Source organism: Caldiplasma sukawensis (assembly GCF_052315375.1).
Taxonomy (GTDB): domain Archaea; phylum Thermoplasmatota; class Thermoplasmata; order Thermoplasmatales; family Thermoplasmataceae; genus Cuniculiplasma.
In genome coordinates, this window is sequence record NZ_JBLSDG010000001.1 from 162,514 (window position 1) to 186,654 (window position 24,141).

Annotated in this window: 19 protein-coding genes; 9 read left to right on the plus strand and 10 right to left on the minus strand. The window is 31.9% G+C overall.

The features are described 5' to 3' along the window. Positions 1–18: 18 nt before the first annotated feature. The gene (locus tag ACNF4Z_RS00835) at positions 19–1,095 is read right to left on the minus strand and encodes a glycosyltransferase family 4 protein (RefSeq protein WP_458327345.1); all 1,077 of its coding nucleotides are present in this window, start codon (positions 1,093–1,095) and stop codon (positions 19–21) included. Between the two features lie 145 nt (positions 1,096–1,240). On the opposite strand from ACNF4Z_RS00835, the gene ACNF4Z_RS00840 reads away from it, so the two are divergent. From ACNF4Z_RS00840 to ACNF4Z_RS00850, 3 genes are all read left to right on the plus strand, one after another. Further along, positions 1,241–2,956, plus strand: a complete 1,716-nt coding sequence (locus ACNF4Z_RS00840; RefSeq protein ID WP_458327346.1) for a hypothetical protein — start codon at positions 1,241–1,243, stop codon at positions 2,954–2,956. A 75-nt stretch (positions 2,957–3,031) separates the two neighbouring features. Then, positions 3,032–4,084, plus strand: coding sequence for a glycosyltransferase (locus tag ACNF4Z_RS00845; protein ID WP_458327347.1), 1,053 nt, complete (start codon positions 3,032–3,034; stop codon positions 4,082–4,084). A 252-nt stretch (positions 4,085–4,336) separates the two neighbouring features. Next, positions 4,337–6,394 carry a glycosyltransferase 87 family protein gene (locus ACNF4Z_RS00850; RefSeq protein WP_458327348.1) on the plus strand — a complete coding sequence of 686 codons (2,058 nt, stop codon included), beginning with the start codon at positions 4,337–4,339 and terminating at the stop codon, positions 6,392–6,394. On the opposite strand, the gene ACNF4Z_RS00855 is transcribed toward ACNF4Z_RS00850, so the two are convergent. Genes ACNF4Z_RS00855 through ACNF4Z_RS00870 form a run of 4 tightly spaced genes read right to left on the minus strand, consistent with a single transcriptional unit; the run spans position 6,391 to position 11,598 of the window. Beyond that, positions 6,391–8,541: a hypothetical protein gene (locus tag ACNF4Z_RS00855; protein ID WP_458327349.1), complete on the minus strand. Its 2,151-nt coding sequence runs from the start codon at positions 8,539–8,541 to the stop codon at positions 6,391–6,393. The genes ACNF4Z_RS00850 and ACNF4Z_RS00855 overlap by 4 nt on opposite strands. Positions 8,542–8,594: 53 nt before the next feature. Next, a complete protein-coding gene (locus tag ACNF4Z_RS00860; protein ID WP_458327350.1) occupies positions 8,595–9,620 on the minus strand; it encodes a hypothetical protein in 1,026 nt (341 codons plus the stop codon). 59 nt (positions 9,621–9,679) lie between these two features. Further along, positions 9,680–10,432 (minus strand): hypothetical protein, encoded by a 753-nt coding sequence (locus ACNF4Z_RS00865; RefSeq protein WP_458327351.1) that lies wholly within the window; start codon positions 10,430–10,432, stop codon positions 9,680–9,682. Further along, positions 10,429–11,598, minus strand: a complete 1,170-nt coding sequence (locus ACNF4Z_RS00870) for a DUF4147 domain-containing protein (protein WP_458327352.1) — start codon at positions 11,596–11,598, stop codon at positions 10,429–10,431. The genes ACNF4Z_RS00865 and ACNF4Z_RS00870 overlap by 4 nt, the downstream gene beginning before the upstream one ends. A gap of 354 nt (positions 11,599–11,952) precedes the next feature. Between ACNF4Z_RS00870 and ACNF4Z_RS00875 the strand changes: the two genes are divergently transcribed. Both ACNF4Z_RS00875 and ACNF4Z_RS00880 read left to right on the plus strand, forming a co-directional pair. Then, the gene (locus ACNF4Z_RS00875; protein WP_458327353.1) at positions 11,953–14,631 is read left to right on the plus strand and encodes a DEAD/DEAH box helicase; all 2,679 of its coding nucleotides are present in this window, start codon (positions 11,953–11,955) and stop codon (positions 14,629–14,631) included. A gap of 29 nt (positions 14,632–14,660) precedes the next feature. Then, on the plus strand, positions 14,661–15,011 hold the full coding sequence (locus tag ACNF4Z_RS00880) for a toprim domain-containing protein (protein ID WP_458327354.1): 351 nt from the start codon (positions 14,661–14,663) through the stop codon (positions 15,009–15,011). On the opposite strand, the gene ACNF4Z_RS00885 is transcribed toward ACNF4Z_RS00880, so the two are convergent. Genes ACNF4Z_RS00885 through ACNF4Z_RS00895 form a run of 3 tightly spaced genes read right to left on the minus strand, consistent with a single transcriptional unit; the run spans position 15,001 to position 17,750 of the window. Then, positions 15,001–15,735 carry an ABC transporter ATP-binding protein gene (locus tag ACNF4Z_RS00885; protein WP_458327355.1) on the minus strand — a complete coding sequence of 245 codons (735 nt, stop codon included), beginning with the start codon at positions 15,733–15,735 and terminating at the stop codon, positions 15,001–15,003. The two genes, ACNF4Z_RS00880 and ACNF4Z_RS00885, sit on opposite strands and share 11 nt — an antisense overlap. Continuing rightward, on the minus strand, positions 15,725–16,789 hold the full coding sequence (locus tag ACNF4Z_RS00890; protein WP_458327356.1) for a FecCD family ABC transporter permease: 1,065 nt from the start codon (positions 16,787–16,789) through the stop codon (positions 15,725–15,727). The genes ACNF4Z_RS00885 and ACNF4Z_RS00890 overlap by 11 nt, the downstream gene beginning before the upstream one ends. A 7-nt stretch (positions 16,790–16,796) precedes the next feature. Further along, positions 16,797–17,750 carry an ABC transporter substrate-binding protein gene (locus tag ACNF4Z_RS00895; RefSeq protein WP_458327357.1) on the minus strand — a complete coding sequence of 318 codons (954 nt, stop codon included), beginning with the start codon at positions 17,748–17,750 and terminating at the stop codon, positions 16,797–16,799. Positions 17,751–17,863: 113 nt separating this feature from the next. Between ACNF4Z_RS00895 and ACNF4Z_RS00900 the strand changes: the two genes are divergently transcribed. Continuing rightward, positions 17,864–18,919 carry a glycosyltransferase family 4 protein gene (locus tag ACNF4Z_RS00900; RefSeq protein ID WP_458327358.1) on the plus strand — a complete coding sequence of 352 codons (1,056 nt, stop codon included), beginning with the start codon at positions 17,864–17,866 and terminating at the stop codon, positions 18,917–18,919. Positions 18,920–18,948: 29 nt separating this feature from the next. After that, positions 18,949–19,590: a ribulose-phosphate 3-epimerase gene (gene rpe / locus ACNF4Z_RS00905; RefSeq protein ID WP_458327359.1), complete on the plus strand. Its 642-nt coding sequence runs from the start codon at positions 18,949–18,951 to the stop codon at positions 19,588–19,590. Here rpe and ACNF4Z_RS00910 read toward each other — a convergent pair. Further along, positions 19,579–20,550 carry an alcohol dehydrogenase catalytic domain-containing protein gene (locus tag ACNF4Z_RS00910; protein WP_458327360.1) on the minus strand — a complete coding sequence of 324 codons (972 nt, stop codon included), beginning with the start codon at positions 20,548–20,550 and terminating at the stop codon, positions 19,579–19,581. The two genes, rpe and ACNF4Z_RS00910, sit on opposite strands and share 12 nt — an antisense overlap. Positions 20,551–20,653: 103 nt before the next feature. Here ACNF4Z_RS00910 and ACNF4Z_RS00915 point away from each other — a divergent pair, with 103 nt between their 5' ends. Continuing rightward, on the plus strand, positions 20,654–21,826 hold the full coding sequence (locus tag ACNF4Z_RS00915; protein WP_458327361.1) for a cation:proton antiporter: 1,173 nt from the start codon (positions 20,654–20,656) through the stop codon (positions 21,824–21,826). Between the two features lie 22 nt (positions 21,827–21,848). Beyond that, positions 21,849–23,663: an ATP-dependent DNA ligase gene (locus ACNF4Z_RS00920; RefSeq protein ID WP_458327362.1), complete on the plus strand. Its 1,815-nt coding sequence runs from the start codon at positions 21,849–21,851 to the stop codon at positions 23,661–23,663. Between the two features lie 2 nt (positions 23,664–23,665). Here ACNF4Z_RS00920 and ACNF4Z_RS00925 read toward each other — a convergent pair whose 3' ends face one another. Continuing rightward, on the minus strand, positions 23,666–24,121 hold the full coding sequence (locus ACNF4Z_RS00925; protein WP_458327363.1) for a single-stranded DNA-binding protein: 456 nt from the start codon (positions 24,119–24,121) through the stop codon (positions 23,666–23,668). Positions 24,122–24,141 lie beyond the last annotated feature (20 nt).

Here is a 24,141-nt window from a genome sequence, read left to right on the forward strand (position 1 = left end):
TAATTTTTTGAACTTTTTTTATAATTTTTCCTTCATTTTCCTTACATTATATACCATAGATGAAATTTTCTTATTTACTATATTTAATTCATATTTTTCCTTAAATAAATTATGCCTTTCTGATCTACTATTCCTGATATAATCTAAGTTTTCCTTAACAAAATTTAGTACATCTTCAAACTCATCTTCCCAGTTATTTACTGTGAAACCTATTTTTTTATTATCCGATATTTCTGGAAACGCTTTTTTCAAAAATGAGGATGTAATAATATAGCATCCACCAGAAAGTGCCTCTATTATGGTGTTTGGGAATGAGTCCCATCTTGTTGGATAAATAAAAACATCTGCTTCATTGTATAGTTTATTGAGAGTTTCATCATCTACTTTCCCTGCATAATAAATATTACTTTTATTTTCTGAAAATTTCCTAGCATTAATATTTCCCGCACCAACTATTATAAGATGGCAAGATTCATCTGCCATTTTTATCCATAGATTTAGTAGTCTATCTATACCCTTTATTTTTTCCAATCTCCCTACATAAAGAAATTTAGGAGAACCTGATTTTTCAATTTCAAAAAATTTATCTATGGTACCGTTTGGTATTTCAAAAACATTTTTACTTATCCCAATTTCAACTTTTATTTTATCTCTTCCTGGAAACAAATGAAAATTATCAATCCCTTTATAAATTAGGTTATACCCTATCATCTTTGCCTTTAACACATTTAAAAAACTGTCAGAATTCAGTTCAGTATGGCAAGAGCCTATAATTCTTTTCCCCTTGAATAGTCTCCAATATTGATTTTTTGTAAGGTATACTGTGTCAGTATCTTTTAAACTATCCAATAAGTTTTTTTTATATTTTCTTGCAAATATTAATACCGAAAATGGAATAATAGCATTATCTAAAACAATAGATAAAAGCCTTGATTTTCTTAAAAAGTTTAATTTCGCCTCAATAAAATCAATATCTAAGGAATCGAATTTTTCTAAATTGTCAAATCTTTTCACATCATAATATTTACCCTGTATAACATATACACTGAATTTTTCCTTTATACCACTAATTGTGTTTAGAACCCACCTCTCCACACCCCCTCCCATGTTTATGTTGGTATAGAGAAAAAAGCAAAGACGCACTCTTCATAATTATGCAGATATATTTTTTAGTTGTGTTTTTTTCAATTATCTTTTTATTATAAATTTAACATATGGGATCGAGAGAGGATATAAAAACATGGAACATAATTCGGAAAAGTTATTAATAGAAAAACTTGGAATTTTGTCTCTGGGAATTATAGTTCTCTCTGTTCCATATGCCATCTATAATGTTGTAGGTTACTCTTCTCCCACCTTTATTTTTCTTGAATTCATAATAAATTTTTTGGGTTTTTTTATAATTTTATACTCTTTTTCATTTACTAAGTCTCAGATATTTAAGAAAATTTATAACTATAGAATTCCATTCATAGTGTCAATCGTTTTGATTTCCTTATTTGTCTCTTCATTTTTTGAGATAAGAGAAATATTCACAGATGAAATCATAATTGAAAAATATGCCATATATTCAATTTTACATTTTAAAGACCCTTACACAGTAAATGTTCCATATTCTTACTTTTTAAGTAACGGTTTGTCAGAATCAAGTTTAACTCCCACTACGGTAGGTTCCATAGTTAATTCACTCAGTTATCCTGCAATGTCTTTCCTTATATTTTTACCATCAGTTTTAATTGGTGTGAATCCCGATATTGTATTGATATTCTTTTTATTTTTACTTATTTTATTAATCATTGAAAATATGAGAGCTAAACAGATGACATATTTAATACCCTTCGTAGTGGCTCTGTTTTTTTTTGACATCAATGTTATGATATTTTCATTTCATGGAATAACTGACATAATCTGGGTAACTTTCACAGCACTTTCATTCATTTATTTTAGAAAATACAAATTGTCTGGAATTTTCTTTGGAATTGCACTGTCCTTGAAACAAACTCCAGTATTTTTATTACCATTTTTCCTTTACTTTCTTTATAGAGAGAATGGTTTGTACAAAATGCTTAAATTTACCTTCATTTCTGTTTTAACATTTCTTATACTTAATCTACCTTTTATCTTATGGAATCCATCAGCTTACTTTAGGGATATCTTATCACCAGAGAGCGCACAGATAATAGGGATAGGTTTTGGCCCATCACAGTTGAGTTTTGCCGGTTATTATCCACAGCTTGCAAGGCCATTTTTTGACTCTTTGATGATATCTTTTATTATCCTTCTGCTATTATTGTACATAACAAAATATAAAAATTTGAAGTTTGCTTTTCCGGTATTTCCCATAATAATAATGATTTTTAATTACAGGGTACTAGAAAATTATTTCATATACTGGCCATTGATGGCAATACCCTTCTTAGGGGAGATAAGAGAATATTTTCCAAGTAATAATTCAATATCTCCTTCATCTAAAAATGATCAATTAAAACAAATCAATTACAAACTAAACTATAATTCAAAAATAAGAACATTTTACAGAAGAATTTTAAACAGGAAAAAAATTTTGATAGCTATCATAATATCAATCTGTTTGATATTGCCTTCTTTGGTGGCATATCAGGAAATAACTGACTACAGAAGTGATTTACACATTATTGAAATTCAAGAAAATTATAAACAAACATCATCAGGACCATATATATATGAAATTAATGTTACTTTATTGTATACGGGAGGAAATAAAAACGAATCTGTTTTTTTCAGAATATTGCAGTCTGGATTTCTCACGGATCCAAACGGATACATATGGAATGTAAGTGGTACTAACATAAGCAATGGACAAATTAAAACATTTATATTGACGGCATCTTCACCATTATATTATCTGGATCCAAGTTTAACCTATAAATTAATTATATTCGATCAAAGTGATCTTGTTGCGAAGACAATTGTATGATAAAATAATTATATATGTAGAAAAAACATTATTTTCATTAAAATTTTTATATCCATAAATATTAATGGATAAGACATGGTTATACCTAAGGCTTCTGTAATTTTGCCAACTTATAATGAGGCACAAAATCTGCCCGTTCTTATACACAGGCTGATGTCTCTTAATATAGATTTGGAAATAGTAGTAATAGATGACAACAGTCCTGATGGAACAGGCGATGTTGCAGAAAGACTTGTTAAAAAATATGGAAGTATTAAGGTAATTCACAGGTCAGGTAAGCTAGGTATTGCAACTGCAGTAAAGGAAGGGATTAAAAATTCATCTTCTAAATACATAATTGTTATGGATAGTGATTTGCAGCACCCTCCAGAGACTGTACCTCAGCTCATAAGAAAACTGGATGAAGGTTATGAAATAGCTATTGCTTCTAGATATGTGAGGGGTGGAGAGGTAGAATTTAGCCTTCCAAGAAAGCTAATATCCAGAGTTGCAACCCTAATTGCGCATATAAACATTCAGGAAACAGAGGGAATTAGGGATCCAATGTCTGGATTTTTCGCCTTTAAGAAAGATATAATAGATCCAGATCAAATAAAATCAAGTGGTTATAAAATACTATTGGAGATACTGGTTATAGCAGGGAAAAGGAGGATTGTTGAAGTACCAATTAACTTTTCAAGGCGCGCATATGGAAAAAGCAAACTTGGTATGAAAGAGTTCATAAAATATATAATGCTAATTTTCAAACTTTCAAACTATCAAATGATAAAATTTCTATTTGTAGGTATTGTTGGTGCTGCTGTAAATGTAGCTCTTCTTGACTACACTGCGGACTACCTCCATCTTTATAGATATATGGCAATTCTAATTGCACTTGAAGTTTCAATAATCACTAATTTTCTAATGAATAATTTCTGGACTTATAGAAAGAGAAGATCAAAAGGAACAGTCATACAGAGATTTGCAAAGTACAACATGACATCAAGTCTTGGATCAGCAATAAATTTCGCCCTGATAATTCTATTAACATTCTTTGGTATCCCTCTTGTATTGGCCGATGTAATTGGAATAATTGGGGCATTTGGAGCTAACTTCGGAGGCAGCCAGGGTCTTGTATGGCATCTATGATATTTATAAATAATAGTTGACAATAAACATTAGAAGGGAAAAATGGAAGGAAAAGAAAAAGATTTATTATCTAAAAATCAGGATTTTTATATTTTAATGTTTGGGGCAATATTAATAGCCTTTCCATTTTTGCTTTTAAATTTTATATCATATTTTAACGTATACGCAATCATATTTCTTATCTTAACAATTTTAACGGGCCTGGCAGATTTAACCTTAGTTTTTAAAAAAATAAAAAATAATAACTTAATTTTGACAATTAATTTGATTGGATCTATTTTATTTGCCATTGTATCCCTTTTTATAATCAGATACTATATTGCAAATTCCAACACTGATGAAATAATCATTGAAAATTTTGCTGCCCGTCTTTTTCTGGAAGGCAAAGACCCATATATTAACAGTCTAATGCAGCAAGTTTTCAAGCAATTTCCTCCAAATCCAAACTATATTACACCTTCTTTGTATGGAGGTAATGTTAACTATCTTCTTTATCCGGCAATGTCTTTTCTTGTTTTTATACCAGTTGTTGTATTTTCATTACCTAATTACTATGTTCTTTACTTTACTACTTTTCTGCTAATTCTTTCTACATTTTTATATCTGAAAAAAGAGAATCTTTTATTAAATTCACCAATAATAATTCTTCTGTTCGGAGTTGAAAGCATTTTCTTTGCTTTTTCAGTTGGGGGCTCAACTGACATAATTTGGGTATTTTTTGTATTTATGGCATTTTTCTTCAGAAAAAAACCAGTTATCTCAGGCCTTTTTTTCGGTTTGGCAATTTCCGCAAAACAGTTGCCAATTATTCTTTTACCCTTCTTTCTGATTTATATTTTCAAGGAATCTGATCTATATAGAAAACATGCTCAAATTAGAAGCGCATTGAGTTTTTTATCAGGTACAATCATAACATTTTTTGCCACAAATCTTCCGTTTATAATAATGCAGCCACATGATTGGTTGAACAATATTGTCGAGGCTGAATTTCAGCCTGTTATAGGTATAGGCTTAGGTTTCTCCTCCCTTTCATTTTCAGGATTTGTGAATCTGAGTCCAAAAGTTTTCACATTTTTATTCGTTTTTGTATTTGTTACATCAGTCCTGCTATATATATTAAAATATAATGAACTCAAATATTTTTTGTTTATTTTTCCAATTATAATTTTTCTTTTCAATTACAGGGTTCTGATGGGATATCTTGTTGATTGGATTGGATTGGTAATACTCTCCTATGTTGTTTTTAATAAAGAAAGAAATGAAATTCAGGACTTTTCATCGGATTTGATAGTACAGGAAAAAAAATCAAATTTCAATTATTTTTCGAGCATCAAAAAGTTATTAAAAAATAGTAATGACCGCAGACATTTGTTTTCCACACTCTTCATTATTTTAATCCTGACACTTGCAGGTGGTTCTGGAATAATTGTAATTCAGGATAAATATTATACTGGCAACGTTTTTAAAATAAATAGCATTGATGCTTACTATGATAACTCATCAATTCCAGGATATATCACACAGATGAAAATAAATATCTCATATAATCCTTTAAACGGAATGAAGTCAATTGTTCCTCTTTATTTCAGGATTATTCCAGATTATCCACTAAATGTGGATTATAACGGTCTTATATGGGAAAGTGACGAACCAGTATCTGTTGGATTTAATACCATATTTGCTAAACCAGAATCTTATTTGTATTTGTTGAAACAAAACTCCACATTCAGAATACAACCATATTACGTTGTTACAGGACAGTATTTTCAATCGAGTTCCACGGAAATGCAATCTGGTTCATATTTTTCAAACCCAAATCTTACATTTCCAACTAACCTTAATGGGGAACCATTTCTGGATTGGAAAGCTACCATGTCAAATGTTTCCTTTAATTATGGAATATCCAAATCCATATGCAGTCTATCATTTACAGTTAAAAGTACAAGAAACGGTTCAGACTCATTTATTATGAAAGATCGTTATTTCAACCTTTCATACCTCTCTCAAAACAATATGTATTACAGAGTTTCAATTAATGGAAGTAGAATAACAAATAATACTGAATACGGCATATGTATAAATGTAAACGAAAATTTAAATCTTGTACTTATAAATTCATCGAAAAGTTATGTAAAGTTAGTTAATAATTATACATATGTTTATGAAAATCTTCAAAACATTAGTTTTAGGGCACTTTACAAACAGATCTCTGATTTTATGAAACCAGAGTTAACCACCATTTCATTTTTTTTCAGGACTGATTTGGTAGATCAGTATTTTAATGTTTCATATGCCCAAACATTTAATTAATGGTTTTTATGTCTTTCAAGGAATTTAATCCTTTTTTGGCATAATGGACAGACGCTGACAAATCTCATTCTAACATAAGTAATAATAATAAACAAAATTATAATTGAAGGTACTGTATCAATTAATATATTTCTGTTGTTTTGATAATATTGTAAACATATGTAGAGACTACTGCTTTCTAGAAATATCTTGATTTTTTTCTCATAATTACCATTAAAATATTGTAAAGTATAGTTTCCATATGGTTCACATAAATACTCACACTGTTTAACATCAAGCTTTGTGCTATTAATTAATATTGATATGCTTTTTAAATTTTCGATTTTGAAATAGATTCTACCTTTCTTGATGGTAAAATTGACTAGAAAACAACTTTTATTTGTCATTAAAAAAGAATTTAAAGGCACGTAAAAACCAGATCCAGTAATTTCGAATGTAATATTATTTTTTGTAGTGTATATTACCACTGTATCATTAATAGAATTATAACTTTGATTTTCAAACAATAAGGAAAAATAGGGCACTTTACTATTATCAGACTTTAATATGTGTTTGAAAATTTTTTCGGAAAATATGTTCGATGAAATATTGCATACACCATTAAAGTAAGTAATAGAAAGATTAAGCCAACGAGTTTTTTCTAAATTTACATTAATTGTTTTTTCAATTGTTTTGCCCTTGGTTAGCGATACCGCTATGAAGTAAGATTTATTTTGTAAATGAATGACAACATTTTCCGGATCTCCTATGCCATATTGAGATAAATAAATATAATAAACAAAAGTATCATAATTTCTTGATTTATCATATGAAACATTTATACTGGAATAATTTTGAAAAGAATAAACGAACGATGAATTTCCCTTAGAAAATTCATATCTTTTAAATGAAAGATATTTAATAATTTTACCTGCAGAGAATTCCCATAAGGTATTAAATAGTGTCATGTTATGAAATTGGCTGAAATAGCATAGATAGGTTTTTCCATTACTGATTAATAAATGATTGCTTGAGTTGAACTTAATTTTTGGAATAACTATCTTATTTCCAAATATAAAACTCACTTTAACATTTTTGTAGAATTTAAATGAGGAATTAAATTTTAAGAATATGGGCAGATCCTCTTTATCATTCCATAAAGGAAAAGAGGAGTTAATCAATGTCAAAACGGATTTTTTACTCTCAATTATTCCCTTAAAAAGACTGTTCAAGAATCCATTTTTTGTTTTTTCACAAAATGAAATCATAAAATATGATGACATTGAAGTAATACTGCTAGCATTTAATATTATGTAGTTATGAGTGTAATCATATATTTTCACTGAACAGTTTGAAATGAGACTTATTGATGCGTTCTTGACTGATATTTGTGTTTTTTCGGTGAAATTAAATTTCAGGCAAAAATCTTCAGAATGACAGAAATTTATTGGCTTATCTAAATTTATATACTCTGAAAATGTATTATTTTGATTGTAAATAAGTGTATTAAATTTTATATTATATTCAGGTATTGTTAAATTCATGATTGTATTGTTCTGAATTAAATTGTAATCGAATGAAATTTTAACTGAAGTTATGGAAACATTGTAAAAATTTTGAGACTCCTCTTTGAAGTAATATGAACCATTTTTTGAAATAGGTTGGCCATTCTGAATATATTTACTTACAATTACACGGCTTATTGATTTTAGACGAGGCGGATATATTTTGCTTTGAATCATTTGAATCTTACTTTTATAAAATTCCTGGGCAGGAGAGCAATCACTGTTTCCAATATCTGAGTTAATCAGTGTTATGTTTGAGTTAAATGAATTAAAACTTCCATTAATCTGAAGGGTAAAATTGTAAAATTTTATTGTTGAATTATAAACAAGTAAATTCAAAAAGCCAGAATAATCCTTAATGATAAGATTGCAGGATTTCAGATATCCGTGTAAAGTTAAGTGATGTATTCCTGGTGAAGTAAATATAAGGGTGTAGTTGGATAGAATTGATTGGTTTGAGCTATTAATAGTTAAATTTCCGTAATAATAAAGTGTACTGTTTAGGTTTAATTTGTTAATTTTGTGTGTGTGAACTCCAAAATCTTCACTAAAGTGTATATGGGGAATCAATAATAATATGAATAACAAAGGAAAAAATTTCACAGAAAATTATTCCTGATAAAATTAAAATATTTTTAATTATGAAAATAATTCACTCATTTTTCAATTTCGTGATTTCTTTCTTCTGATTTTATCTGTCTTTCAAATATCTTCCTTGAGCTTGGTTTTATAGTTTTCCAAACGTCACTCTTTTCAGATAAAAATTTTTTATCTAGTTCATTAAAGCCCACAAAAACAGGCATTCTGAACATATTAAACTTCATATATTCTCCAAGTAGTACTGACTCTATCATATTTTCCATAATAATGACATAATTGCTCTGATTTTTTCTTCTTTTCATATTGCTGCTTAATTTAAAATAAGCGTAGGCAAAAAAGTTTGAGAGTTTACCATTAAAGGATGATTTTCTCCACAAAGAATCAATCAAGGATAGATCTCTGTATCTGTAATTGCACCCCTTTATCATATCCCCCATGAGCTTGAACTTTTTCAATTTTCCAGCGTTTTTATATTCGTAGAGTGATTTAACCTGTGAAGGTCTATATATGAGAAATCTTTCAAACGTTTTTCTTCCCTCCGTGGGATAGAAAATTATGTTAATTTTTCCACACAATTTAGCAAGAAAATCTATATCTTCTGAAATATTCAAATCAGACCATTTATATTTTTCAGCAATCAGATCTTTTGGTATGACCAAAATGTCACTGAACAGGATATTCTTTTCCTTATTTCTTACAAAATTGTAAATTAAATCTGCAAATTCTATCTCATATTTCTTTTCGCAATCAAAAAGACAGATATGAGAACAATTTGTCTCTTCTGTTATTAGATTTTTTATTTCCCCTTTTGATTTTTTTGTGGATTCATAAATTATAAAGGTATTTACCTGTTTTTTAATTTTATTTAATGAATTTTCACTTATTCCTCTTCCAGTGGCATCTATGATTCTCATTTCGAATTCAAGGTTCATGTCTGTGCATATTTCAGAAATGCTCTCAACTGAATCAATTAACAGAGATTCCTTCCCTCTATAGGTACCTATAAAGCATATTGATACTTCGAATTTATTAATTTTTTTCAATTCATAATACCTTAATTGTGTTGATGTAATCTCTGCCACTGTTAAACTATATTATATATAAAAATAAAATGTTTATGCATAATTTTCTAAATTTTATGTCATTCAATATCAACTGATGTATTTACTGATTTAATGAAATGAGAAACAGTACCTGAATATGTTAAATTGAAATTCTCTGGCCTTGTAGATCCTTGTCTTACAATTAGACCTGTTTTAGAAATCCAAAAACTTTCCATGTGTTTGAAACCATAGTCAGTCATCTCACTTACCGTCTTTTCTACCTGATCAAAGGTCGGTAAATACGTTATTATGGAACCACCATTAACAGTATTTGATCTTAAAAATTCAATATTTTTCCATGGTTCAGGCAGATCAAGAAATATGGCATCATATTTTGTTTTAAAGTTTTCAAGTTCAAAAAAATTTTCATTTAAAATTTTGGGGGTTTTCCCTGTCGCCCTAAATACATTATCTTGTGTGATAACGATATTCTGAATGTTTATTTCAACACCAGTATAGTTTTCAGTTATTTCAATGGCATTCAAAATAAAAGAGGTTAAAAGCCCTGACCCTGTTCCACTCTCCAGAACTCTAGATCCATATTTGATACCACTCAATGCAACCATTAGTGAGGCTGTCTCAGGCTGTATTATTTGAGCCCCCCTTTTCATAGTATCTTTTATATTATATGGTGTTTCTTTTACAACCAAAAATTCCTGTCCAAACATTCTTATTAAATCACCTTGTCTTAAGATTATATTCTTTGTGATCTGATACTTTTTCTTTCCATTGTATAAAATATTGTTTTTTTCATCTATGTAATAACTTTCATTATTTCCCATTAATATCATGTTGTTTCACCGCCATAAAATCCAATTAGTATATCAGAAACGTTATTACCTGTTGGCCCCGTATCCAAACCTATATTATATTTAATGGCCAATCCCCCTGTGTTGCTATTCAAAATTTCTTTATCAATCTCATTGACATCTATCATTTTTTTAATGTTCGTATTTACAATAGCGCCCGCAAGGCCACTGTTTCCATCCTGGCCATCACTTGCGAAAGATATGACGGAAAAAATTTCATTGTTATTGAATTCTTTCATTATTAAGAATGAGAGCATACAGTTCCTTCCCCCCATTCCGTCACCAGTAACCTTAGAAGCTGTTTCCCCATAGCCAGTAAAGAAAAATGGTTTTTTCAATTCCGAATAAATTTTTCTCACCTTTGAAACAATATTATTGGAACAGGAATAAACGTCCCCTTTAAGAATATTCTCAAGATCAACAGTATTGTAATTTGAGAACATTCTCCTTAAATTTTCTGAAAATATTCTACCGTTTAATATTATTTTATAGCTTATTAAAGAATTTTCATATTTAATAGGTAACTTATCAATTTTTAATTCAGGTAAAAACGGGTTTGAACCAACAAAATATGGATTATCCGATGGGACATCTGAAATAATTAATTCATATATTTTCTTATAATTTATAATTTTCAAAATTTTTCCCAATTTTATTTTTGATATTTTTCCCCTTAAAAGATTAATTTCCTCAATTGACAAACCGCTGTATAAAAGTTCCTTATATCTCCTATTTACATATTCATGAGAATAATTATCTTCAGGGACCTCAAATATTGATGAACTACCTCCTGAGAGCAAAACCAACAGATTTTCATTACTATCCTCCCTAAGCATGTTAAGTATCTGGATACTGGATTCAAAAGTTTCCTTATCTGGCACAGGGTGATTACCCTTGAAACAGGGTGAGCCGGCAGAAATTTCGTTGGTAATGCAAATTTTCTTGTCAAAATTAAAATGAAATTTATTGTCAATTCCTCTCATCATTGTTTCAGCGGCTTTTCCAAGAGAAAAAACGGTCACGGAGCCATCATTAAAGAATTCTCTAATTGCATTGGCTTCTGACGCAACTAAATTTTCAGGTGACAAATCCTTTATTATTTTTTTTAAATTAGAAATTATTTCAAGGGAGATCTCATCTGTATTCACAAAACTTTATTAATTCTCTTTATTTAATATTATAATTATACCGATGGAAATTCAAAGGAAATATATTATTCATGTTTGCATATTTTTTCTTATAAAAAAAGTGTTTAAAAAGATTTTACAAGTTGCGTACTAAAATAAAAATAATAAATCAATAATTTGTAAAATTAGGAAGAAAATTTTTAATAAAATATTTATACCAAAATTATTTAAGTATTTCGAGGTGAAAAAATGTCCTTCTTCAATAAGTTTTCAGAAGATGACGATGATGATGAAGATGACGATGATGATGATTAAAAGTTGAGAAATATGAATTCTAAAAAAATTTTTATTGACACTAAAGGTTTTTCTCCAAAGATGGTTAATCTTTTTAAAAAGTTAAAATATGAAGAGATGACTGAGGCCCAAGAATTATTTGCCCCAGTTGTATTTTCTGGTAGGGATGCTATACTCATTTCTCCAACTGGAAGCGGCAAAACTGAGGCAGTTATATTCCCAATTTTCAGCAGAATACTGGAAGAGGAGGCAGAATCAGTTGCCTGTCTTTACATTACGCCGCTTCGCGCTCTTAACAGGGATATGTTTTCCAGAATTGAATCCTATGGTAGGGAGTTATCAATAAGGGTTCAGGTTAGACACAGTGATATATCAATATCAGAAAGAAAAAAAATAATGGAAAATCCTGCACACATAATAATAACAACCCCTGAGTCCCTTCAAATTTTGTTAAATTCTAATAAGTTAAGGAGTAAGCTGAAAAACTTAAGATGGGTGATTGTGGACGAACTTCATGAATTGGCACAGAATGAGCGAGGTGCACAGCTTTCCATAGCTCTTGAACGATTAAAAGAAATCGCACCGAATTTTCAAAGGCTAGGATTATCGGCCACAGTAGGAAATCCATCTGAAATTGCATCTTTTTTGAATCCAAATGGACAGGTTGAAATTGTTAAAACGGGTCTTCACAAAGATATGGAATTTACAATTGAGATACCAGATAGTGCACCTGATGAAATTGCAAACAAAATGGCATGTGATTCTCACTATGCTGGTGCAGTTAAAAGGATTTACGAGTACATTATGAATGAGAGGGGTACTATCGTGTTCGTAAATACCAGAAGTGTTGCAGAGGATCTTGCATTCAGAATGAAACTATACTATGGTGATATCCCAGTGCTCGTACATCATGGGTCCTTATCCAGGGAAACGAGGGAGGATGCGGAGCAAAAATTCAAGAAGGGTGAGATTAAGGCACTGATTGCCACTTCCTCGTTGGAACTTGGAATAGATATAGGAACAGCAGATCTTGTGATTCAGTTTAATTCCCCAAGGCAGATAAACAAACTTGTACAGAGAATTGGAAGATCTGGGCATTCAATATATAAAAAATCAAAGGGCGTTATAATATGCACAGATGTAATTGAACTTGAAGAGGCAATGGCAATCATATCACAGGTAAAAGCAGAGAGCCTGGAACCAGTTAGTATAAGTAAAAAATCAATTGCAACAGTTGTAAATCAAATCATACTTGAAACAAGAATTTGGAAGGTCATTGAACTGAAAACACTTTTTCAAACTATTAAAAATGCATATTGTGGTAGATTTCTTAATTTACAGAAATTCATTGAGATTTTAAATTTTCTCAATGACAGCAGGAAAATAAGGTTTGATGGTGAAAGGATCTTCAGATCAGCTGCTTCTCTTGATTATTTCATATCAAACATTTCTATGATTCCAAGTGAAAAAAATTACCGTGTAATTGACTCAATAAATAGGAAATTTGTTGGAACGCTTGATGAAAAGTATGTTGTTAATGAAATTTCCCCCGGATCATATTTCGTCATTAAAGGTTCAACATGGAGAGTTATGAAGATTGAAGAAGAGAGAATTTATGTTGAACCTTTTCCAACTGCTGCACTTGCTCCAAAATGGACCGGAGAGGACATCCCTGTGCTTATGGATGTTGTTGATAGGGTCTCACAAAATAGAAAATTGAAGTTCATTGGAGATTTCGTGGAAAAAAAATCAGCAGATTTACTGACCAATTGGTATAATAAGCGACTTGCAGAGAAAGACAGGATAATAATTGAGGTGCAGAATTCAGAAATCATCATTCAAATACTTCTGGGAACAAAAGGCAATTTCACAATGTCTCAAATATTGTCTTCTATTTTATCATCTATAACAAATGAAAGTGTAGAGGCAGATTATTCCCCATATCACATATATTTTAGAGTTTCAAGAAGGATGTCTCCCTCCGAAATAGAATCCATAATAAGGCAGATAAATCCAGAACTTGTTTTGGATATAATTTTAAAAAACGCCAGAAGATCAAGATTCTTTAGTGGAATATTCCTTTATGAGGCAAGAAAATTTGGAATTATAAAACCAGATGCTGATCTCTCCAGAGTGAGATTTGAGAAGATAATCGAATCATATGAGAATTCAGTGCTTTTTGAGGATTCTATAAATAAAATGATATACGATTATATGGATATTGAAGCAGTTAGATCATTCATTCTTTCAATCAATGATATTAAGATAGAGAAATATGATCATTTCAGTGAGGGATCTGAATATTTTCTTACACATTTTTCAGAAAGAATAAATCCCATTAAGCCAACAAAGGCCATAATAGATTCAGTAAGGGAGAGGCTTCTTAATGAGGAAATAACACTTCTTTGTATGAAGTGCCACTGGACTAAAACAGATAGGGTGAAAAATCAGAATAGTATGAAATGCCTTAATTGTGGAAATATCTTTTTGGCAGTGCTTTCTCCATATCAAAAGGATGGGACACTAAAACTTCTGGATTCAAATAGAATTTCAGAAAGGGAGAAAAAAAGTCTTATGAAGTCTGCCTATCTTTACAAGGAGAGGGGAAGAGAAGCTTTGATTGCTCTGGCAGCCAGAGGTGTAGGCCCCGAAACTGCCAGCAGACTACTGCAGGTGAGATATTTCAATGAAGATGATCTAATTCTGGAAATAATAAAATCTGAAAACGATTATGCAAAAAACAGGAGGTACTGGGACTGAAGGAATCCGAACTTATAAGGAAAATTTTGGTGATTCAATCAAATGATAAAATTCCTATAATAGTTGAAGGGGATCATGATGTTGAAACCCTTAAGAAAATAGGTTTACAAAACCCTTTATTCAAAATAAATACTGGAATACCCCTGGGCAATTTATCAATTTTGATATCTGAAAAATTTAAAACAGTCATACTGTTAACAGATTTTGACAGAAAAGGAAAGCAGATACATGATAAAATGAAAATTTTTCTTGAAGGGGATGGATGTAACGTTGATGACATCTTATGGAGATACATATTTAGAAATTATAAAATAAAAAGTGTTGAAGATTTGCCTTTCCTCATAAGTCAGGAAATTGAAAAATATGGTCTTAAACAATAAAAAATCTTTTTCCTTCTGGAGAATCGTATGACATGAATTTCCCATCATAAACTGTGGAAAGATTTTCTTCTTTTAGCACTTCATCCTTTCTCCCATTATACAAAACAACTCCCCTCTTCATGAGTATAACATTATCGGCTATTCCCCATGCTTGATTCACATCCTGAAGTACCATAAGTATACCCTTTCCTCTCTCTTTCATTTTTAAAATTATCCTGAATAAAAGAGATATCTTGTCCGGATCCAGATAAGAAACAGGCTCATCCAGAAACATGTAATCTGAATTCTGATATATTGACGCGGCTATCATCACCATTCTTTTTTCACCACCACTGAGAGTAAGAAAATCCCTGTTCAAAAAATCCTCAACTCCACACATTTCCAACGCCTCCAATTTTGTTATTTTCTCATTATTTCCCCCATATGTGGATAACTCAAGAATATCATTCACCGTGAAATCAAGTGGAATTGGAAACTCCTGCTGAACCAATGATATTTTCCTGCTCAGCAATCGTGAATTCATCTTAAATACGCTTTCCCCGTTAATTAAAATGTCTCCGGAAACTCGTTTTGGAAAGCCAAAAACAGAGCTAAGTATAGATGACTTTCCAGATCCGTTTTTTCCGCATATTACAGTTACCGTACCCGGCTCCATTTTAAGATTAATGGGGCCTATTTCAAAAGAAGGTCTCTTTATCTTATAATTAATTATCTCAAGAGGCATAGTAACCATTCTTACTGGTTTTTATCATCAAGGCCATGAATACGGGTACACCAACTATACCTGTAATTATTCCTATGGGTATTACCTCACCAATGATTACAATATGGGCAGCATCGTTTGCCAGCATTAAAAAAGATGCCCCAAGAACTGCAGAGGCTGGAAGAACATGCTTGTTGGATCCACCGAAAATAAGCCTTGAAACGTGAGGAAAAATCAACCCTACAAAACCTATTAGACCGCTTATGGATACAACAGCAGAAACTGAAACTGTTGTCAATATTAGAAAAATTGCTTTGGATCTCTCTGTATTTATTCCTATACTTCTAGCATATACATCACCCATTTGCAGAGCGTTCAATTCTCTGTACATATACATAAAGATAATACTTGTAAAAAAAACAAGGGGAACGATAACTAAATCTTCCTGCCAGCTTATACCTTGCAAGGATCCAAGCAGCCAGTAAAATACTTCGTTTTCGTAATTAGGATTTGAATAAAGAAGGAGTGCAACAAGTGAAGTAACAAAAAGTGATATTGCTATTCCAGTTAGCAACATCACAGTTGGCGGGGCCCTTCCAGATCTCATGGAAGCTCCGTAAACCATGGAAACTGTAATTAGGGAAAATATAAAAGCAAAAATCTGAAGAGAGAAGGCTCCAAAAATATATTCACCGAATACTATTGCAATTACTGCACCAAGAGTTGCTCCCCCTGAAATTCCGATAATGTAAGGCTCAGATATTGGATTTCTGAAAATGCTCTGTACAACAGCTCCACCAATTGCTAGAGATGCTCCAACTGCCGCAGCCCCTATGACCTCCGGCTCCTTAAGAATGGTTATGATTTCATAGGTTTTACTTGGAATGGAATATTGGGTTCTGAATATCTGATCCTGAAGGATATGAATTACTGTCATATATGAAATATGTATTGAATTAACCATTAGAGAATAAAAAAAAGAAGCAATAAAAATTATTGAAGAAATAGCATAGTAAAATATCCTCCTTTTAACATATATGATATTACCAATGTTTTGAAGTTTGAATCTATACATATGGTTTTCACTCACAGCACAGTGGATAAGGGGGATACTGTAAATTTATGGGAAACGCTTGCAAAGTAACATTTATGTTGTAAACTGTTTTAATAAGCCATTTAATACCATAAATGTCTCTGAAATCTGGTTCCTGAAAGAAATTATCATTAAAGATTGAATATATTTTTCCGTTCTTATATGCCGGAGTTTGGTCAAATGGTATGGTATTTACAAGGCTTTTGTTAAAATACTGATCAAGAAGGAGAACCTGTGGAGTTGAATTTAATACAACTTCATTTGAAATTTCATAAAAACCAGACTGGTTTATGGCAATATTTTTAAGATGAGCTAAAGTGAACATCTGATTCATAAAAGTGTTGTTTCCAGCAGTCCATGTACCGTGTGAACCAGGATAGAGTGCATAAAACATTGTATAGGGATTTGATATATTTAATGAATTGAAAACCTGAATGGAACTGTTCATCCAAGCATTTATCAATGATGCGTTCTTCTGTGTTCCTGTAATCATTCCCAGGGCGGTTGTTTGCTGTTCTATAACTGTCATATTGGTTCCAGTTCCGGAATTTAGATACATAAAATGAATCCCTAGGGAGTTCAGTTGAGAGATTTGTGAACCTGAGTAATCATAACATCCTATTACCAGTTGAGGGGAAAGGTTCACTATTTCTTCTATATCCATTGATGGATAATCTGTAACATTTGGAAGATTGTATATCTGTGGGTAACAGTCATAAACATTGCCACCAACCAGATATTTATAAGCTCCAAGTCCATATAACATTGCCGTAGCAGCAGGGTCAAGGCTTACAATCCTAGTAAAATGATAGGAATCTAAATTCTTGGAATATATTGTAAGTTCAGAATCATTTGGCCCCTTTTGAATAATCGCATTATAAGAGAGTAAGCCTATTATGACGAGAGCTGCTACAATAATAATTGCAAAAATCTTGTTTTTCATATGAAATCACTTTTACTTTTATGAAATATTTTTCAATTATTTAAACATTAAAAAACTTCCACTTCTGATATTTAATTTGGAAAAAATAATACATTTCCAAAGAATCCAAGGTGGTGAATCTAAACATAATTACAGATACCAAAAAATTTACCGGATTAGGACTTTATGCAAAGAATATTAAGAGGCAATTCAATGGATCAAAACTGATACATATCAAATTTGATCCAAAGAACGAATTTCCTGAATATTCTGACATCAAAATTGACCTATCAAACGAAGGTGTTTTAAGAAAAGCTTTGAGACTGATGTTCACAAATATGAAATTTAAGAAAATTGAAGATGAAATAATGGGTTTGGATGGTATATTCCATATAGCCAGTCCACTGTTATACTACTTAAATTTAAGAGATAAGAATACCATATTGACAGTTCACGATATTATACCATTTATAAAAGATTATTCCACTGGAGGTAAGGAGCTATTCCATCAGAGAAGGATAATGAAAAAATTTATTGAAAACTATGAAATCATTACGGTATCAAATTTTATAAAGAGTGAAATAGTGAGAGTTTTTAAAAAGAATGAAAGTGAAATTTCAGTAATTTATCCCTTTGTAAATGAAGACATTAAAAAAATAAATGATGATAAATATACTCTAAGAAAGAAACTGGGTCTTCCCGAGGATAAATTTTTAATTTTATCTGTAAGTTCATCAGAAAAAAGGAAAAATCTGCCAACAATAAAAAAAACAATTGACTTACTTGGCGATGGATTCCGCCTTGTGAGAGTTGGCTCTCCAGTTGGAAATTCAATAAATTATTTTAACATCAATGGTGAAACCATCAACATGCTTTATAATGCATGTGATGTGCTTTTTTTTCCCACTCTTTATGAAGGTTTTGGTTCCCCTAATGCCGAGGCAATGAAAGTGGGCTTACCTGTAGTTTCTTCTGATATAAGTGTTGTGAGAGAGGTTGTGGGTGATGCGGGAATATTGGTCAATCCACTTGATGCAGTGGGCTTTAAGGATGCCATTAAAGATGCAATTTCAAATAAAGATGCACTTGGATCAAAGGGTGTTTCCAGGTTTTTAAGTAATTTTTCAGATAATGTTATCCGGGAAAAACTGATTCTAACATACAACAATTTTTTAAAAAGTCATAATTAACTTTTTATCCAATTCATAATTTTAGGCATATGGTAAAGATTTCACCATCCATTATATCTTGCAGGCTGGAAACCATGAAGGAACAAATTGAGGAATGTGAGAGAGGAGGAGCGAGTTCATTTCATCTTGATATAATGGATGGACACTTTGTACCAAACCTCACAATGGGCCAGGATATGATAAGGGCAATACGTAGGTGCACTAATCTTGAACTTGAAGCTCATATGATGCTTACAAATCCAGAAAAGTATTGGGATTCATTTCAATCAGCAGGAGCTGACACCCTTCTATTTCATTACGAATCTTTCATAGATGCAAGAAAACTTCATGTTGAAGTTGAGAAAAAGGGAAAGAAGTTTGGAATAGTCATAAATCCTGATACGAGCGTTGAAAAAATTTTTGATCTCCTGCATATATGTTCCACAGTCCTGGTTATGAGCGTTTATCCAGGTTTTTCTGGACAAAAATTTATTGAATCATCATTAAAAAAAGTTGAAATTCTTAGAAAATATATTGACCAAAATGGTCTGAAAACCCAGATAGAGATAGATGGGGGGATAAATGATAAAACAGGAAAAATGGCAGTAAACGCAGGTGCAGATATACTTGTATCTGCCTCTTTTATATTTAATGGAAATATCCAAGAAAATATTGCCAAATTAAAATGTTAGAAGAATTCTGCCTGTTTTTCTTCTCTCAAAATGCTGGAAAGCTTTTTTATATTCCAGAAAACTATAGGCAGCCTCAACATTCACCTTAAATACATTTTTAGATGCAATTTTTATAAGTTCTTCCAGATCTTTCCTGGAACCACCTGTAGAACCAATGAGTTTCAGTTCCTTTGTGTAGACTGAGGCAACATCAATTTCTGTTATTCTACCATTTAAGACACCATAGGTTACAATCCTGGAACCAGTTTTTGCATACTTGAAAGATTCTTTGAATATCTCACCACCCAGGGAATTAAATATAATATCAGCTTTGAGATTTTTTGGTATTTCTCCAATGCTGTATACCTGATCCGCTCCATATATCTGGTTTTTATCCTTTGAAGATACCGCTATCACTTCAAGCCCCATCATATGCCCCAGTTGTGTGAGAAAAATACCTGTGTTTCCAGATGCACCAAATACAAGCATTGTCTCCCCAGCTTTTGCATCAGCCTTCTTCAAAGCATGATAAGATGTCAAGCCTCCTATGGGAAGGGAGGCAGCAACATAATCACTTATTGTTTCAGGAACTCTGAATAAATATTTTGGGTCCAAATATATTATTTCCCTGAAACCTCCATTTGTCACCACACCATAAATACCACCAGATTCACAGAGATACTCATTTCCAGATATACAATTTGTACATGTTTCATCAAATATTCTGTTATAAATTATCACTCTTTCACCTTTCTTAAAATTTTTTCCGTCTTCATCAACGATTCCAAAAATCTCCGAGCCTGGTATATGTGGCATTGGGTTTAATCCATAGACAACCTTTCCATTTATTACGTTGTAATCAAGTGGATTTAATCCTGCTATCTTTGTTCTTATTTTTATTTCATTTTCTAAACCCTCTTCGTTGAATTCAATCAATTCTGTATTTTCAATACCAAAATCCTTCATCAATATTGCCTTCATAAATAAATGATTATATGGATGTATTAGTAAGTATAGAAAACTGTTTCAAAATGTAAGTTAATGACAATGGAAAAAATTATTTATCCACAAGTTTTTAGCTAGGGTGAGTGTTCTCTTTGAAATTTTCGTTCTGTTGATCTTTGCCCTTGTACTGGGATCACTTGCTGATAAATTTGGAATTCCTTCAGTGGTGGGTGAACTTCTTGCAGGACTGATTCTTGGTGGTACTGGATTAAACTTAATTTCAAAAAACACCACAATCAGCAATATTGCAGACGTCTCTCTTTTCTTTATAGTTTTACTTATAGGAATTCAGTCAACGACCGAAACACTCATAAGAGGTTTAAAAAAAGGGGTAATACTTACATTAACCAGTTTCATAATACCATTTCTTTCTGTTATTATTATACTTTTGTATCTTGGTGCTGTTAGCAGATCATCTGTACTCACCGCAATGGCAATATCTGTACCTTCAATTTCCATCATATCTGTAATTGTAAATAATCTAGGTCTGATGAGTGAAGAAAGGGGTGAAATAATAATATCATCAGTTATTCTCACTGATATAATATCATTCATAATACTTTCCTATTTTATAGATTCAAAACATGTAATTATTGATATATCCTCACTCCTTATTTTCTTTCTTTTCATATTTCTAATCGACAGAGTACTTAGAAAAAATTCAAATATGATTCAGGAAATCTTCAAGAGACTCAGGACCTATGCAAAAAACGACAAACTTGTTTTTGGTTCAATCATCATTCTAGGTTTGATTGTTTCATCTATTTTTGATTTTATAGGTTTGACTTATGTTCTCGGTGGTTTTTTTGCCGGAATTCTAATAAGTGATGTTGTTGTTGGAGATGAAATTCTTGGAATTTTAAAGAGAACTCTTTCCAGATTTGACGATTCATTTTTTATTCCACTTTTTTTCAGTATATCCGCACTATCTGCAGTCATCCCACCTGAAAATGCAATTTACAATATGTTGATAATAATGACTGTCACCGTATTATTGGGTGGTTTGCTCAACTATTTTTATTCCAGGAAATTTTTTCAAAATTCTAAGAACAGAACACTTGTGGGTATAATGGGCGGAAGAGGTGCAGTGGGCGTTATCATAGGGACAATTGCATTTCAGTCACAGTTAATAACTTCATATGAATTTTCTGAAATCATATTTGCAACTGTTCTAATAAGCATGATAATGACACCATTTGTTGGTAAAACAGGCAAGTCAGTAATAATTGATGAGAATACACAAGATTATTAAGCAAAGCTTGTATTTTTGCTACATGCTTTTTTCAAAATTTTCCGATCTTCTCAACCAACTTGAAAATATGACCAAAAGATTGGACATGGTCGATTTGATAGCTGATTTTTTAGGAAAAGATCAGGAAAGTGACACTACGGCTCTTTACATGATGCAGGGAAAACTGAGGCCTGACTACGAGGGAATTGAAACGGGTATCTCAGAAAAATCAATAGTTTCTTGCCTTATGAATGTGGCGAATCTAAAAGAAAATGAATTCATCAAAATCTATAAGGATAAGGGAGACCTTGGCAATACTGTTGAATATTTCATAAGGGAGAGAAAAAGTCAGTTGACTCTATTTTCAGAACCACTTAAGGTTAATGAAGTTTATGAAGAACTTATGAGGATGGCTAAGACCAAGGGTCATGGTAGTGCTGAGGAAAAGGAAAAAATTTTTTCCCATCTCCTTTCAAGGGCAGACCCCTTAGAGGCTAGATATCTTACAAGAATAGTAACAGGGAAAATGAGAGTTGGCGTTTCAGATTCAACAATACTGAACGCTCTTAACAAAAAGTTCAGGGAAGGGCTAAATTTTGATGATTTAGAAAACTATTACAACTTCTATCCTGACATAGGAAATCTTTACAGAATACTAACTAATTATCCGGAAGAAATAAAAAACGCCTCTCCAAGACCATTAATTCCCTTCAAAGTAATGTTAGCGGAAAGGCTCTCAACCATAGCTGAAATTATTGAAAAAATGGAAGGACAAACAGCATTTGAATACAAATATGATGGATTAAGAATACAGATCCATAAAGAGGGAGAAAATCTTAAAACATTTTCTAGGGGTAATGAAGATACAACGGATCAGTTTCCAGAGATAAAAAGTGCATTTTTATCCTTAAACAATAAAAGTTTCATTCTGGATGGGGAGGCCGTACCCTATAATCCTGAAACCGGTGAATTATATCCTTTTCAAAAAGTATCAAGGAGAAGGGGAAGGAAATACGGTATATCCAGAGAAGAGGGGCAATTTTACCTCTATGAGGAGGAGAAAAAAAATATCTCAAGAAACCTGATTTCAGAGGAAATTCCTCTTTGTGTTTTTCTGTTTGACATAATTTATTTTGAGGGAAAGCCATTGAATAATCTTCCATACGAAGAGAGGTCAAAAATATTAAGAGAAAACTTTAGAGAAACTAACCTTCTAAAATTTGCCTCTCGACTAGAGAGCAACGACGCAGATCAGGTGGAGAAATTTTTTGAAAACGCAATTTCAGATGGCTGTGAAGGTCTAGTGGCGAAAAATACCGGACCGGAATCAGTTTACAGAGCTGGGGCCAGAGGATGGTTGTGGATAAAACTTAAAAGGGACTATCAGAACGAACTTGCAGACACACTTGATCTCGTTGTAATAGGTGCTTTTTACGGTCATGGGAGAAGAAAGGGTACATTTGGCGCACTTCTTCTTGCATCATATAACAGTGATCTTGATGTTTATGAAAGCGTTTGTAAACTGGGTTCTGGATTTTCTGATGAAAATCTAGCAGAACTTCCATCAATATTTCATAATTTATTGAGAGAGGAAAAGCCATTCAATGTGTCAACGAATCTTCAACCTGATGTATGGATTTATCCAGAAAAGGTTATTGAGATAGTAGGAGCTGAGATAACTGTAAGTCCTGTTCACACATGTGCAAACAATTACAACGACGGAAAGGGCCTTGCAGTAAGGTTTCCAAGATTTATAGGTAACTGGAGAAAAGATAAAAAAGCTGAGGATGCAACATCCTCATTTGAAATATTTGAAATGTATAAAAATCAGAAAAAAAGTATTGTTTCTGAGGAATAATATTATTCCTCTTCTCTGTCTTCATCAGAGGATCTGCTACCAAAATCTCTTCTCTGGTAACCGCCTCTTCTGAAATTTCTGTTTGGTCTTCTGTTAAAAGTGTTTTCGTAAACTTTTTCACTCATGTCCAGTTCATCGTTCACTGCGTCTAAAACTTCTTCACTTTCCTTCATGCTTCCGTATTTTCCCACATTCAATCTCATCTGTCCTCTGACCAATGAAATATAACCATTATCTATATTCAATGTTGCACCGTGCTTTACAGAGTTAACCTGATCTCCCCATAATGAAAGCCTGATCTTCCCTGTTTCATCACCAATTACAACTTCGGTTACAGATTTGGTTTCACCGAATTTTGTGTTTATTTCCTTTGGCTCGCCTATTTCTACTACCTTTGCAAGAACGTTTACCCTTCTTGACTCAGGTGTGAGGTCCTTAATTTTCGTTATTCCCTCCATTTGGTTACGTCCTGTCTTTT

What these genes read in the sequence shown, in the direction of transcription:
- ACNF4Z_RS00840 (WP_458327346.1), top strand. Translation starts at nt 1,241, where the DNA reads ATGGAACATAATTCGGAAAAGTTATTAATAGAAAAACTTGGAATTTTG.
- ACNF4Z_RS00845 (WP_458327347.1), top strand. Translation starts at nt 3,032, where the DNA reads ATGGTTATACCTAAGGCTTCTGTAATTTTGCCAACTTATAATGAGGCA.
- ACNF4Z_RS00865 (WP_458327351.1), bottom strand. Translation starts at nt 10,432, where the DNA reads ATGATATTAATGGGAAATAATGAAAGTTATTACATAGATGAAAAAAAC.
- ACNF4Z_RS00875 (WP_458327353.1), top strand. Translation starts at nt 11,953, where the DNA reads ATGGTTAATCTTTTTAAAAAGTTAAAATATGAAGAGATGACTGAGGCC.
- ACNF4Z_RS00885 (WP_458327355.1), bottom strand. Translation starts at nt 15,735, where the DNA reads ATGCCTCTTGAGATAATTAATTATAAGATAAAGAGACCTTCTTTTGAA.
- ACNF4Z_RS00890 (WP_458327356.1), bottom strand. Translation starts at nt 16,789, where the DNA reads ATGTATAGATTCAAACTTCAAAACATTGGTAATATCATATATGTTAAA.
- ACNF4Z_RS00895 (WP_458327357.1), bottom strand. Translation starts at nt 17,750, where the DNA reads ATGAAAAACAAGATTTTTGCAATTATTATTGTAGCAGCTCTCGTCATA.
- rpe (WP_458327359.1), top strand. Translation starts at nt 18,949, where the DNA reads ATGGTAAAGATTTCACCATCCATTATATCTTGCAGGCTGGAAACCATG.
- ACNF4Z_RS00910 (WP_458327360.1), bottom strand. Translation starts at nt 20,550, where the DNA reads ATGAAGGCAATATTGATGAAGGATTTTGGTATTGAAAATACAGAATTG.
- ACNF4Z_RS00920 (WP_458327362.1), top strand. Translation starts at nt 21,849, where the DNA reads ATGCTTTTTTCAAAATTTTCCGATCTTCTCAACCAACTTGAAAATATG.
- ACNF4Z_RS00925 (WP_458327363.1), bottom strand. Translation starts at nt 24,121, where the DNA reads ATGGAGGGAATAACGAAAATTAAGGACCTCACACCTGAGTCAAGAAGG.